We start from the raw sequence: 12,861 nt of genomic DNA, 5'->3' as shown, positions 1-12,861 counted from the left end.
TTGAAATACAGTGGGCGAAAATACCATTTTTATTAGAATAATACCAATTAAAGATTAAAAAGTCTGAAGAACCTTTTTAAACCTTTCAATCCACTATATTTTACTTCATTTCTTTAGTTATTTTTCCTTGATAACGACCAAAGTCCTTATCTTCTTGTGCTAAGATCCCAAAAATTATAAAAAACTGTGCCAGTGCATACGTAATCATCACTAAATAATCAACCATAAAAAAGTCAACAACAAATAATCGCACAGCCAATATACTATCCGAAATTATGAATAAGATTACACCAATCATTACCTTCTTGTAACTAATGAATGCTTCATTACGCCTATGATAAGCTGTCAATCCCATCATTAAGATAACCAATGTATAAACCAGTACTGGATATCTCATTTCTCCCAAATATGGAAACAAAAAGCTATACAACCCTACTCCATAGAGCGTCATTAATATTAAAAAGTATTGCTTCTTTTTTCTACCTCTTTTTTTCCAAAAAATAAAAATATAACTAAGATGCGCACATAAAAAAGAAAACAAACCAGCTAAAAAGTATAAATTTGAATAGGCATCAAACAACAGGAATACATCTCCTAAAAGTGAAAAAACCAACGCTAAAACCATTTGTTTTTTCAACATATCAGACAATTTGGATTTACAAAAAACTACCCAAACGATAAGAGAAAACATTATTAAGGGCTTTGTTATACACCTATACACATGGATTGCTGCATAAATTGCTAATAAGTCCATCAGTACAAACAACAGATAAACTATCCCGAAAACAGCTGAAGATATTTTCAACCTCATACCCTATTATTATATTCCCAAGCATGAGTTTTTGTTACAATTTCACCTTGCAGCAAAACATCCTAACTCAGGTTTCGCATTACTATACAAACCCCAATAATCGAGCAAACACTCTTTTTTCAATAAACTACTCTTCGGGAGTTAATTGCAACTCTACAATTTCAATTTTGGTATTTGAGGTTTCTATGATATCTACTTGAAAATCCCCGATACGCACAACATCACCTTCTTCAGGTATTTCTTCTGTATGATTCACAATCATCCCTCCGAGAGTTTCGTAATATTCACTCTCAGGAAGATCCAGCTTATATGTTTCATTAAGGTAATCTACTTCTAATCTAGCCGAAAAACGATATTTACGTTCTTCTAATTGTTCTTCTACTTTCTCTACAGTATCGTGCTCATCTTCAATTTCCCCAAACAACTCCTCTACAATATCCTCTATCGTAATAATCCCGCTTGTTCCTCCATACTCATCAATTACCACTGCAACACTTTTATGTTTCTTGGTCAATAGATTAAGTACATCTTTGACATACATTGTCTCCGGCACAAAAACAACCGGCATCAAAACCGATTTTAAAGACTTAGGCTTTTTAAACAGTTCAAAAGAGTGAACATATCCTATAACATCATCAATCGTACTATTATACACAATAATTTTAGAAAGCCCAGTCTCTATAAAGAGTTTACTAATCTCTTCTACTGACTGTCTTACTTCTATTGCGATGATCTCTGTTCTGGGAACCATGACTTCTCTTGATCGCACGTCTGAAAATTCCAACGCATTCTGAAATATCTGAATCTCACTATCTATTTCATCATGTTCTTCTACTGTTTCCATCTGTTCTGTGATATAATCTCCCAATTCTGTCTTACTAAATGCTAATCGAACATCATCTCCTTTTGTCTTAAAAAACGTTTTCAATACTACATCAGATACCCAAATCACAAATAAGGAAATAGGCGTAAAAACCACATAAAACACATAGGCAGGAAACGAAAACACCTTTAACAAGGTATTGGAATATATCTGAAAAAACACTTTGGGTAGAAACTCTGCTGTCAACAAGATAATCCCAGTAGTAATAATCGTTTGGAACAACAATAATAAACTTGGACTTACCTCTGGATAATACCCCGACAAAACCCCCACTAGCAGCTTTCCCATAAACAAACCATAAATAACCAGTGCGATGTTATTCCCCACTAACATAGTAGCTATAAATCTGGAAGGTTTTTTAGTAAGTCTGGTTAGGATTTTAGACAAGAAATCTCCTTGTTTTTTCTCTATTTCTATATGTATTTTATTAGATGACACATATGCGATTTCCATTCCTGAAAAAAAAGCAGAAAGAATTAACGAGAAAACAATGACAAGGATATCTACCTCCATAGGTTATTTAGGCTTTCTGTTCGCCTCAAATTTTTTTCTAAATTTTCTTTTAAAGAAAAACATAAAAAGTGCTACTCCGGCAAATAACAAATATAGGGGTCCTTTTCCTCCTTCTACTCCCCACTCAGTATAAGCAGAATATAAAAAAAAGATCATTATTCCCAGATAAGCAAATTCAAAAATTTTAAAAACTTTCATCATATCACATTACTCTTCTATAAACATTACACCATCATTGATGCGAGAATTCAAGATAGTAAAATCCTGATTAGCATCAAAGCCATCTGCTTTATTAACGGTACCATCGGGCAGGTGACTTGTATAAGGAAAATCGGTAAAAACCCAGCTAATTTTCTGATCCCAATACAGTTGCTCTGCTGTTAGATGTGTACTATCCGCAGTACGAATATCCACATTTCCTCTCATATCAATCAGTCCTGTTTCTTTATACGATATTGCATAATCAGCAGTCACCACACTCACTTTTCCTTCTTCATCAATAATATCGAGCACTACTCCTTCCGGAAATTCATGATATCCAAAATTCCTATTGGTAAAATCCAGAATTCTCGGTGTTCTCAGGATCGCTTTTAGCCTTCCTGAATCCGTATACTTAAGATTTAACTCGATTCCTTCCGCCATTGGGATATCCTCCACTCCTGCTGCCACTTGTATGTTATCTGTGTTAGATTGGCATGAAAAAAACATTGTCACAGTAAAAACTGTGACAATGTTTATTAATATTTGAATATTCTTATTTCGCATTATAATTTAGGCACTTTTACAGTCTCTCCTATCCAACATCCAATCTTAACAGAAGATATTCCCGGATTATTAAAGACATCTGTCTTAGAAGGTGCTTTTGCTCTATAGTTAGCTGCAGTTTTTGCTGCAACTGACTTCAAGCTAGGATCTACCTTTGCTGCTCTGTTAGCGTAGTTTGCAGCTAACCAGTACACAGCCCTTTTACTAAATACATCTGTCCCACAGTTATTCGCACTACTTGCAATCATACTTGCTATTCTCAGGTATGAAGTACCAAGAGATGGTTTTTGCTGCAATGCTTTTTTGTAGTATGATCTTGCTTTTCCATAGCTACCTTGCTTCTTTAACACTTCTCCTATTTTGAAATATACTTTTGCCTTATCACTAGCCTTAGTTTCCAACTCAGCAGACTGATTGAAATATTCTAATGCTTTTGATCTTTGCTTATCTTTCATCGCTAAGATTCCAAGATAGTATGCCGACTTTGCAGATGGCTCCGCTTTATGAAGGGCTTCTACTAACTTGAAGAATAGCGGATCAGCTGTACATTCTTTAGCTGACATTCTTCCTGCCGCTCCTTTTAACCATTTAACATCTCCACTTTTTTCTGCAAACTGCTCATTATAGAAAGGAATCAGTTTATCACAATCAGCTCTTGCTCCCAGCTTCTGGTTAATTCCTGCTTTTACTTTACTATAAGCAGCCAGGTTAATGCCTGCGTTTTTAAGTTTTCTTTTCTCTTTAGAAGACAATGCCGTACCTGACTCTTCCTTTTCTGTCAGTGTAGCAATCGTTTTTGCTTTAGCACTTTCTTCATCTTCAATTTTTTCTGTGATATCATCATACAACTCAAAAACATCTTGCAACTTCTTCTTACCTGCATCTTGCAAGTCTACTAACAAAGAGAAGTATGTATATAGTTTTTTAGCTCCTTTAAAATTCTTTTTATCTGTCGTATACGCTTTATGAAATTCTGCAAACTGAGCCTCAGTAGTTCCTATTTTAGTATCGTACATCACCTGTCCGATATCAGAGTGCATTGCTCCTACTTTGGTTTTAGCAGGAAAATACTGGAAACGCTCTTTCATAAGAGCAATCAACTCATTAGCAATTGCTGTTTTATCTGCTCCCTGAGCTTTTTTCAGCTTATGTTTTAGTAATTTTTCACCGAACTGATATGTCGCCACACTATAAGTAGGACATTCTTTTCTTACTTTCCATAACGGCTCCTCTGCTGCATCATAATTTTTTACCTTAGCATGTTCATATGCTATAGAAGCTGTTGTAGCACAGTCTGTAGCTTGAGCACTAGCACTTGATGCGCCTAAAGCTAGTCCTGCTGCTATTGTAAACATAATTTTAAATCTCATAGCTGTATTGATTCTAGTTAATTAAATTTTATTTTTCTAAACCATTTATCATTTAACGACAAACTTAACGAGAAATTAAAGAAATCTTCTCTCACTAAGCCAAAGTCTGTTGTTCCTCGTTGACCATATTCAAATCCAAGGTTCAAGTTCGAAAATCCGTTTCGAACTGGTAGACCTACTCCAAAAGATATGCCAAACTCATCTATAGAATGATTATTGATGTGCAGCGGTGTTTCCTCATATCGAAATCCTGCACGATAGGTTACTCTTTTAAAATAGCCGGTTAAGGCATTGTATTTAGGAATATAAAACCCTCCCACTCCAAATTTCCATGCGTTCTCATAGGTTACATTATCCAGGCTTACTGTTCTGTTTGTAAAATCATCAGAGTTCGTATACCCATACTCTCCTCCTACAAACCATTTATTAGGTTGTCCAATCCCTAATTCTACTTCTAATTTGGCTGGAATATCCATATCCCTGTCTGCAATAGTAATATCTTGCTTATCTACTACTGATTCTCTTCCTTGTTGATCAATAGTAATTGTTGCTAATTCTCGTTCATTTTTGGATCGAATCTCAAAAGACGGAGAAGAAACAACGGAAGATCGTAATTGAAGTTTATCTGTTATCATCTTATTATACATAAGACCGAAAGAAAGTCCTAAACCTGAAAGTCTGGAAGTTGTAATTTCTCTGGTTCCATATTGGACCTCTTTCCTCCCGGAAACAACTTTGTTTTCGATACTTCCGAAACTATAACTGACATCAGCCCCAATACTCAATTCGTCTGTAACCTGATATCCGGCATTTAGAAAGACTTTATTCACTCCTCCTTTTCCCGTAAACTGATTTCTTTTTTCTTCTGTTATCTCTGTCAATCTATATCCTACCAGATTATATGGAATTAATCCGAATCCAAATCCGAATTTCCCTGCCGGAATTCCTACTGCCAGGTATTCCAGTGTTGCATTATCTGTATTATAGGATTCATCCGCTCCCTTTACGGATAAGGTGGTATAGGTTGTTCCTATCGAATAGGTAGTAAGTTTTAAATTTCCAAATCCAGCCGGATTCTGCAAGTTCAAATGAATACTATCCCCTAAGATACTCAATCCCCCCATTGATCTGTTTTCTATAGTCCCTTTAAAATTTTGAAGGCCTCGTCCAAAAAATGAGTATGGCGAAGAGGTCCCTTGTTGTGAATATAACACACTGGTAGTGACTACCAATATAGTAACTAAAATTCTTTTTATCATTGAGTATTATTAAAAGCTAAAATATAATTTAGTCCCTCCAACAAAAAATTGGAGGTCGCAAATATGCTATTTTTTAATCTTTTAGACAAAAAATGTGCATCCCCGCCGGTTAAAATAACTGTTAAATCACCATAGATGTTGCAATATTTTTCTATTACCCCATCTATTTCACATAAAATTCCATGAACTACTCCAGAATGAATCGCCTCTTTTGTTGTATCACCTACAAGTGCTTTTGGCTCTTCCAGTGTCAGCAATGGTAATTTTGCCGTGTGATTGTGTAAACTCGTATATCTCAATCGTATTCCGGGGCTTATAGCTCCTCCTAAATACTCTTCTTTTTTATTTTTAAAATCATAGGTAACGCAAGTTCCTGCATCAATAACCAATACATTTTTATCCGGAAACTGATCTACTGCTGCTGCTATCAACGCCATCCTATCTACTCCTAATGTCATGGGAGTTTTATATAAATTATCGAATGGTTTCCTTGTTTGATGATCCAAAAACAATGTTTTTATTTTTTTTTCTAAAAATTTAACATCTTCACTTTTCATATTCCCTACCGAAGAAACAATTGCCTGTCCAATTTCAGGAAACCGGGTTTCGATCTTAGTTATAACTCTCTTAAAGTCAAAATATTTTACAACCTCTTTATATAAGATGCCAGAATAATCAAATACCCCTATTTTTATATATGTATTCCCTACATCAACGACTAAATTCATGCCTTTTTTTATGAGTTGCTAAGGTACAAAATGAATTTTTTATTTTTTTTCTTTGTGCATTTAAAAAAGGGTTATATATTTGCACCCGCAATCATGCAACTGGTACCTTAGCTCAGTTGGTAGAGCAACGGACTGAAAATCCGTGTGTCCCTGGTTCGATTCCTGGAGGTACCACCTTAAAAAACCCGAACATATGTTCGGGTTTTTGTTTTTTTGCTCCTATTTACATTCTCTTTTCTCTTTACAACCTACTCTTGCTTTCATTGCAAAAAACCTGATCTTTTATAAAAAATCAGGTCGAAAAACAACAAAATAAGGGACCTAAATCCTGAAACAACACACCTATTCCTTCTCTTCTTTAAAATAGGAAGGACGCCATTGCAGATCTCCAAAAACAACCCGAAATCGATCCTTCCAATTACGACAGCGCTTCACATCTTTCCAGATATTTTTATACTCAATAAAGTTGATAGTTATCGGATTATTAGATTTGATATTCTTGGTCAGCCCGTACACAACTTTTTCTTCTTCTCTTTGAAAAGTTCCGAATAGTTTATCCCATATAATTAATACACCGCCATAGTTCTTATCTAGATACTTGTCATTAGAACCATGATGCACTCTATGTACCGATGGCGTATTAAACACCTCATCCAGCCATCCCAGTTTTTTTATTCTTTCGGTATGAATCCAGGTTTGAAACTGCGCTACCAGTATCAGAGAAACAATTGCCTGAAAAGGACTAAAACCTATTAACACCATTGGAATTAAAAACATCCACTCAAACAAGCCTTCTACAATACTTAATCGCATGGCTATAGTAAGATTATAATCCTCAGAAGAATGGTGCACACTATGGCTGGCCCATAGAATTCTATGTTCATGCTCCAAACGATGCATCCAGTAGTATGTAAAGTCCGCCACAAAAAACGCAAGCACCCAACTCCAAATTGTATGAGGTATCTCCAGAGGTGTCAATAGACTAATCGGAAGCAACCCAATGACTCCAATCCCACCAACCACTGTTTTATCCAATAACTGATTCATAATAAAAATAGCAATATTAGCTCCAGTATCCCCCCACCGTCTTTTTTTAGCAGTACAAACATCCAACAGTAATTCAACTGCAATAAGTGAAAGATTAAAAACAAAGAAAAAAGCTATATATTCCATAACAGACGCCTTCTCCAATAAAAACAATAACTCGGTAAAACTCATAGTATACAATTCTTTAATAGACGGTTTCACAAAAGTAAATCTGATTCTTACTTCAATACTTGTTCATTTTGGACAGAATCTTTTTTCAATATTATTTTGCTTTATTTTAACTTTTTACCTCACCCTATTTATTTGTTTTTCATAGTACATTTACTACAGAATCAATAGTGTATTCTATCTTAAAACCAATATAGTATGTTAAAAAAAATCCTGAAACTAGACAATGTTCACGAACTAACTCGTGAGCAAAAAAAATCCATTAATGGAAAAGGGAGCAATCCTACAGTATGTCAATTTGGTATATTATCAATGGACTGTTCTACCAATACAAATGGGAACTGCACTTGCATAAACTTTAGATGTGTTAGAGGTCCCAGGCATCATTGCCGTTAATACCAGAATCCCTTTCTGTATCTTAAATAAAAAGCCTTTTTGATTGCAAAAAGGCTTTTGTTTTTTTAGGAAATTTTGCCCCCAGAAACCATGTCAATATGATTTCTGACCTTTTCTCATCTCTTACAAGCGAGGTAAACCACATGAAGAAACATACACTCGCTCTATTAAAAAATAACTATTAGAATCCAGCACTATCTACCTCAACATGCCTTAAAGGTATTTCATTCCTATTTACAGGTAATATGGACATGGTTTTTCCTAAGGGTAATTGTAACTTTGTACAGCAACACAAAAAGAATCTATTGAATATGATCACATGGAAAGATGTTATTTCATTTGCTACACATGGCAATCCGATTCCGGACAGACGTGTAGAAAAGACAGAAGAAGAATGGCGTGCTCTTCTGAGCCCGGAACAATTCAGAATCACTAGAAAAAAAGGAACTGAAGCTCCTCATAGTGGTGCGTATTGCAGCAGCCATGATGCAGGGAAGTATAACTGCATCTGCTGTAGCACTCCTCTATTTGATTCTTCAATTAAGTTTGAATCCGGTACAGGGTGGCCAAGTTTTACAGCCCCTATTAAAGAAAACGCTATCAAATATGAAAAAGACACCTCCTATGGGATGATTCGCGTAGAGGTCATGTGCAATACTTGTGATGCACATTTGGGACACGTTTTCCCTGATGGACCAGCACCAAGCGGGTTGCGCTTTTGTATTAATTCAGAATCCATAAAAATCGATCGCAATGAGTAATAAAATAACAAAACTAGCTACTATTGGAGGCGGATGTTTTTGGTGTGTAGAAGCTGTCTTCCAACAAATTAAAGGAATCGATCGCATTGTATCCGGCTATAGTGGTGGCACAGTACCCGGCACACCTACTTATAGAGAAGTCTGCTCAGGACTTACCGGACATGCCGAAGTTGTACAAATATCCTTTGATCCGACTATTATTTCATATAAGGAACTATTGACTATTTTTATGACGAGCCATGACCCTACTACTCTTAATCAACAAGGAGCAGATGTAGGCACTCAATACCGATCCGTTATTTACTACCATGACCCTGCCCAAAAGAAGATTGCAGAAGATGTTCTCAGGGAATCTGCCTCCCTGTATGACACTCCTATTGTGACCGAACTAAGTCCTCTAGAAACCTTCTTTGAAGCAGAGACATATCATCAGAATTACTACGCAGAAAATAGTGGTCAAGGGTATTGTAGAGCCGTAATCTCACCTAAGATTGCTAAAGTACGAAAGCTCCACACGGACAAATTAAAAAAATAGCAACACCTACACAGTACTTAATTATTAAGTACTGTGTAGGACATCAATTTTAAGTTCGATTATCGAACCTATTAATTCTCAGACAGCAATCCCATGAAACTAACGCACATCCATCATTTCACACAAGAGCTTCCGGCTGATCCAATTATGGAAAACACCCGAAGACAGGTTCCTCATGCTTGTTTTTCATATGTAACGCCTAAAAAGACAACAGCTCCCTCTCTTATTCATGCTTCTAAGGAAACCGCTGCTTTATTAGGTATTACATCAGCTGACATTATCTCTGATGATTTTCTACAGGTTTTTACCGGAAATTCAATATTACCCGAAACCAATCCCTATGCTATGTGTTATGGAGGTCATCAATTTGGCAACTGGGCTGGACAATTGGGTGATGGACGTGCAATCAACTTAACAACCATAAGACACAAAAATCAATCTTATTCTTTGCAATTAAAAGGAGCCGGAGAAACCCCTTACTCCAGAACTGCTGACGGATTAGCTGTCTTACGATCTTCAATCCGGGAATACCTCTGTAGTGAAGCAATGCACCATCTGGGAATCTCTACCACACGAGCGTTGTCACTTTGCTTAAGTGGTGACAAAGTCTTACGAGATATGCTATACGACGGAAATCCTGCATATGAAAAAGGCGCTATTGTCTGTCGAGTAGCCCCTTCTTTTTTGCGATTCGGAAGCTATGAGATATTCGCCTCCAGACAAGACACACATACTCTGCAAGCATTGGTTGATTACACCATTAAACATCACTTTCCTTCAATCAATCCTACTGCACCAGATGCCTATCTTCAATTTTTTCAACAAGTCTGCAATACGACTTTGCAAATGATTATCGACTGGCAGCGGGTCGGATTTGTTCATGGCGTAATGAACACTGATAATATGTCTATACTAGGATTAACTATTGACTACGGTCCTTATGGCTGGCTGGAAGGGTATGACCCGCAATGGACCCCAAATACAACTGACCGGCAATTCAAACGCTATCGTTACGGGAATCAGCCACATATCGGTTTATGGAATTTACTACAACTAGCCAATGCCCTTTACCCTCTAATTCAGGACGCAAAACCTCTAGAGGCAATTCTCAACGGATATAAAGACACATTTGAGTCGACCTATCTACAAATGATGAAAGCCAAAATAGGACTTTTTGAAAAAGCTCCTGAGGATCTTCAGCTTATTGAACACCTAGAAGAAACTTTGCAATTAGCAGAAACAGATATGACAATTTTCTTTAGAAACCTCAGCTCCCTGACGAAAAATCACTCCCTAACATCAAAAGAAATCATTCCTCAATATATCAAAGAAGCTATTTACAATCCCGATACACTTAGCCCGGAAGTGATTAACTCTTGGACAACATGGATAACCTCCTACCTGAACAGATTGCAAAAAGAACCGCTTTCAGACTCTGAACGAAAGAAAAAAATGGATGCGGTAAACCCTAAATATGTTTTACGCAATTATATGGCACAACTGGCTATTGAGGCTGCTGATAAAGGAGATTATTCATTAATAGAAGAATTCTACACGCTTCTAAAAAACCCCTATAAAACACAACCAGATTCCCAAAAATGGTTTGCTAAACGACCAGAATGGGCAAGACATAAGGCAGGTTGCTCCATGTTATCTTGTAGCTCTTAAAACAATTTCATGAAAAGAAAACATGATAAAATAGCATTAGGCGGAGGATGTCATTGGTGTACTGAAGCAGTCTTCCAATCCCTAAAAGGAGTTTCAAAGGTATTACAGGGATATGTTGCTTCTAAAGGAGAGGACCACAATTTTTCTGAAGCTGTCATTGTACACTTTTATCCCGAAGAAATTTCTTTACACACCTTAGTCGAGATACACTTATATACCCATAAAAGTACAGAAGCACATACAATGCGTAAAAAGTACCGTTCTGCTATTTATTTCTATACGCAACAACAACATATCGAGGTACTGGATATCTTACAGAAATTACAAATTGACTTTAAAAAACCACTAGTCACCAAAGCATATCCTTTTGTTGCTTTTAAACCTTCCAGAGAAGCAATCACAAATTACTACTATACAAATCCTCAAAGACCCTTTTGCCAAAATTTTATCACTCCTAAGCTTCTGCTTTTACTAAAACATTTCTCCAAAAACGTTCATCCTCAAAAACGTGAACTATTACCTCCTATCCCTCACAAAAACAGCCCTTAATTTTTTTCAAACGATAAGATTATTCATACCCTGGATTTTGCACAATAATCCCCCCTCCAATCATAATCTCTTCTTCCGGGATAGGGTAAACGAAGTTTTCTTTACTATCCAGTTTATCTTTTATCAAAAAAATATTGAGATCTTCCTCTATATGATACCGAACCAAATCAAACCAATCCTCTCCATTTTCGTAATACAATTCCATTAGTTTTTCTAATCTAATTATTTTTAAGAATTCATTAATATTCTCTGGTTGTTTAGGTACTACTCCTGCTCTTTCTCTTATTCTATTCAATTCACTTACCTCTACAGACAATTCTTCTATTGTCCCTGAAGCTGCTTTAACCACTCTTGCCTTAGCTTCTGCATATATCAGTAATACCTCTGGGATTCTCAAGTGCATCCAGGCGGGTGGGTTTGGGTACGTAAAAGCCCATTTGAATCCTGTTTGGTGTGTATCAGAAGGTAAAGTCCTTGATATCCTATTCCAATCTCCTTCTTTTTTTTGTAATGTGTTTAAAAAAACAGAACCTGGAATAATTCCTTCTGTGTACCCACCTCCCTCATAATTAGAGAATACAAAATCTGTCGGGGTTGCAAAAATAATATCCACTCCTGTATGCCCTCTGACATATATGTTCTCATATTTACTTTCCAGTTCACTTCCTACAAATTCTTTTCCTATTTCCACAACCTCATCATATCGCCTCATATACAACAACACCTTCATTTTTAGTGCTTTTGCCGCCTTTATTGTTGCTCTTGAAGCATCTCCAGAATTTGGAATTCCACTATTTAACACATCATTAATATCTTCTAATATAAACCGGTAACTCTCTTTAACTGTCGCTCGTTTTTGAGGTATGGGATTGTTATTTTCATCATATTCTATAGGTCCTAATACAATTCCATACTCAGAATTCTGATTATAAAACTCCCCATAAACCCGTAACATATAAAAATAGCTCAACGCCCTCATAAACTTTGCTTCTCCCAAATAAAAATTTCGTTTTGCTTCTGACAATACTTCTTCACCTGTTTTGGGCAATCGTATAATAAGTTCGTTTGCATTTGCTAGTGCTCTATATCCTCCTCCATATATATCTGAAATCGCTATATTATTAGATCTTACCGTATGATTTACAAAAGTAGCACCTAATCCGAAGTCCCGAACAGATAATTGCCCTGAGAGCCCTGAACCAGACAATACTGCCGGCATAGGAATCATATTCCTAATAGAAGCATACGCTCCAATAATAGCTGCTTCAATAACCCCTTCATTTTCATATGCCTGTTCGACCGGAATTCTTCCATCTATTTCCACATTATCCAACCCTCCAAGAGTCTCACATGAAGAAAAAAAGATCATATTGATTACTAAAATCCAAAATTTACTTTTCATAATCAT

General features: G+C 36.3%; 13 protein-coding genes and 1 tRNA gene. 5 read left to right on the top strand and 9 right to left on the bottom strand.

What is annotated here, in order from left to right; all coding sequences use genetic code 11:
- Positions 1-100: 100 nt before the first annotated feature.
- From ACFSTE_RS02300 to ACFSTE_RS02270, 7 genes are all read right to left on the bottom strand, one after another.
- Entirely contained in the window at positions 101-754 is a 654-nt protein-coding gene (locus ACFSTE_RS02300) for a lysoplasmalogenase (RefSeq protein WP_378297943.1), read from the bottom strand.
- A 184-nt stretch (positions 755-938) separates the two neighbouring features.
- Complete coding sequence (locus ACFSTE_RS02295; protein WP_378258287.1) at positions 939-2,207, bottom strand: hemolysin family protein; 1,269 nt, start codon at positions 2,205-2,207, stop codon at positions 939-941.
- A gap of 3 nt (positions 2,208-2,210) precedes the next feature.
- The gene (locus ACFSTE_RS02290; RefSeq protein ID WP_254884103.1) at positions 2,211-2,408 is read right to left on the bottom strand and encodes a hypothetical protein; all 198 of its coding nucleotides are present in this window, start codon (positions 2,406-2,408) and stop codon (positions 2,211-2,213) included.
- Positions 2,409-2,414: 6 nt separating this feature from the next.
- Positions 2,415-2,972, bottom strand: coding sequence for an LPS export ABC transporter periplasmic protein LptC (gene lptC, locus ACFSTE_RS02285; protein WP_176027754.1), 558 nt, complete (start codon positions 2,970-2,972; stop codon positions 2,415-2,417).
- On the bottom strand, positions 2,972-4,342 hold the full coding sequence (locus ACFSTE_RS02280; RefSeq protein WP_378258284.1) for a tetratricopeptide repeat protein: 1,371 nt from the start codon (positions 4,340-4,342) through the stop codon (positions 2,972-2,974). The genes lptC and ACFSTE_RS02280 overlap by 1 nt, the downstream gene beginning before the upstream one ends.
- A 17-nt stretch (positions 4,343-4,359) precedes the next feature.
- The gene (locus ACFSTE_RS02275; protein WP_378258282.1) at positions 4,360-5,601 is read right to left on the bottom strand and encodes an OmpP1/FadL family transporter; all 1,242 of its coding nucleotides are present in this window, start codon (positions 5,599-5,601) and stop codon (positions 4,360-4,362) included.
- On the bottom strand, positions 5,598-6,329 hold the full coding sequence (locus ACFSTE_RS02270; RefSeq protein ID WP_378258280.1) for a type III pantothenate kinase: 732 nt from the start codon (positions 6,327-6,329) through the stop codon (positions 5,598-5,600). The genes ACFSTE_RS02275 and ACFSTE_RS02270 overlap by 4 nt, the downstream gene beginning before the upstream one ends.
- Before the next feature lie 101 nt (positions 6,330-6,430).
- Between ACFSTE_RS02270 and ACFSTE_RS02265 the strand changes: the two genes are divergently transcribed.
- Positions 6,431-6,503: transfer RNA gene (locus tag ACFSTE_RS02265), tRNA-Phe, on the top strand.
- Between the two features lie 168 nt (positions 6,504-6,671).
- Here the strand turns inward: ACFSTE_RS02265 and ACFSTE_RS02260 are convergent.
- Positions 6,672-7,547, bottom strand: a complete 876-nt coding sequence (locus tag ACFSTE_RS02260; RefSeq protein ID WP_176027758.1) for a sterol desaturase family protein — start codon at positions 7,545-7,547, stop codon at positions 6,672-6,674.
- A 704-nt stretch (positions 7,548-8,251) separates the two neighbouring features.
- Between ACFSTE_RS02260 and msrB the strand changes: the two genes are divergently transcribed.
- The 4 genes from msrB (at position 8,252) to ACFSTE_RS02240 (ending at position 11,453) form a co-directional block, all read left to right on the top strand.
- Positions 8,252-8,701 carry a peptide-methionine (R)-S-oxide reductase MsrB gene (gene msrB / locus ACFSTE_RS02255; RefSeq protein WP_176027759.1) on the top strand — a complete coding sequence of 150 codons (450 nt, stop codon included), beginning with the start codon at positions 8,252-8,254 and terminating at the stop codon, positions 8,699-8,701.
- Positions 8,694-9,236 (top strand): peptide-methionine (S)-S-oxide reductase MsrA, encoded by a 543-nt coding sequence (gene msrA / locus ACFSTE_RS02250; protein WP_378258274.1) that lies wholly within the window; start codon positions 8,694-8,696, stop codon positions 9,234-9,236. Before msrB ends, msrA begins: the two co-directional genes overlap by 8 nt.
- A gap of 93 nt (positions 9,237-9,329) precedes the next feature.
- Positions 9,330-10,904 (top strand): protein adenylyltransferase SelO, encoded by a 1,575-nt coding sequence (locus tag ACFSTE_RS02245; protein ID WP_378258272.1) that lies wholly within the window; start codon positions 9,330-9,332, stop codon positions 10,902-10,904.
- Between the two features lie 9 nt (positions 10,905-10,913).
- Complete coding sequence (locus ACFSTE_RS02240) at positions 10,914-11,453, top strand: peptide-methionine (S)-S-oxide reductase (RefSeq protein WP_378258270.1); 540 nt, start codon at positions 10,914-10,916, stop codon at positions 11,451-11,453.
- Between the two features lie 19 nt (positions 11,454-11,472).
- Here ACFSTE_RS02240 and ACFSTE_RS02235 read toward each other — a convergent pair whose 3' ends face one another.
- A complete protein-coding gene (locus ACFSTE_RS02235; protein WP_176027763.1) occupies positions 11,473-12,855 on the bottom strand; it encodes a RagB/SusD family nutrient uptake outer membrane protein in 1,383 nt (460 codons plus the stop codon).
- Positions 12,856-12,861 lie beyond the last annotated feature (6 nt).

Origin of the sequence: Aquimarina hainanensis (assembly GCF_042684685.1) — a bacterium.
Lineage (GTDB): Bacteria > Bacteroidota > Bacteroidia > Flavobacteriales > Flavobacteriaceae > Aquimarina > Aquimarina hainanensis.
This window is presented reverse-complemented; position numbering and strand designations above follow the sequence as displayed.

What these genes read in the sequence shown, in the direction of transcription:
- ACFSTE_RS02260 (WP_176027758.1), bottom strand. Translation starts at nt 7,547, where the DNA reads ATGAGTTTTACCGAGTTATTGTTTTTATTGGAGAAGGCGTCTGTTATG.
- ACFSTE_RS02295 (WP_378258287.1), bottom strand. Translation starts at nt 2,207, where the DNA reads ATGGAGGTAGATATCCTTGTCATTGTTTTCTCGTTAATTCTTTCTGCT.
- ACFSTE_RS02245 (WP_378258272.1), top strand. Translation starts at nt 9,330, where the DNA reads ATGAAACTAACGCACATCCATCATTTCACACAAGAGCTTCCGGCTGAT.
- ACFSTE_RS02290 (WP_254884103.1), bottom strand. Translation starts at nt 2,408, where the DNA reads ATGATGAAAGTTTTTAAAATTTTTGAATTTGCTTATCTGGGAATAATG.
- ACFSTE_RS02235 (WP_176027763.1), bottom strand. Translation starts at nt 12,855, where the DNA reads ATGAAAAGTAAATTTTGGATTTTAGTAATCAATATGATCTTTTTTTCT.
- msrB (WP_176027759.1), top strand. Translation starts at nt 8,252, where the DNA reads ATGATCACATGGAAAGATGTTATTTCATTTGCTACACATGGCAATCCG.
- ACFSTE_RS02240 (WP_378258270.1), top strand. Translation starts at nt 10,914, where the DNA reads ATGAAAAGAAAACATGATAAAATAGCATTAGGCGGAGGATGTCATTGG.
- ACFSTE_RS02270 (WP_378258280.1), bottom strand. Translation starts at nt 6,329, where the DNA reads ATGAATTTAGTCGTTGATGTAGGGAATACATATATAAAAATAGGGGTA.
- lptC (WP_176027754.1), bottom strand. Translation starts at nt 2,972, where the DNA reads ATGCGAAATAAGAATATTCAAATATTAATAAACATTGTCACAGTTTTT.
- msrA (WP_378258274.1), top strand. Translation starts at nt 8,694, where the DNA reads ATGAGTAATAAAATAACAAAACTAGCTACTATTGGAGGCGGATGTTTT.
- ACFSTE_RS02275 (WP_378258282.1), bottom strand. Translation starts at nt 5,601, where the DNA reads ATGATAAAAAGAATTTTAGTTACTATATTGGTAGTCACTACCAGTGTG.
- ACFSTE_RS02280 (WP_378258284.1), bottom strand. Translation starts at nt 4,342, where the DNA reads ATGAGATTTAAAATTATGTTTACAATAGCAGCAGGACTAGCTTTAGGC.
- ACFSTE_RS02300 (WP_378297943.1), bottom strand. Translation starts at nt 754, where the DNA reads ATGGACTTATTAGCAATTTATGCAGCAATCCATGTGTATAGGTGTATA.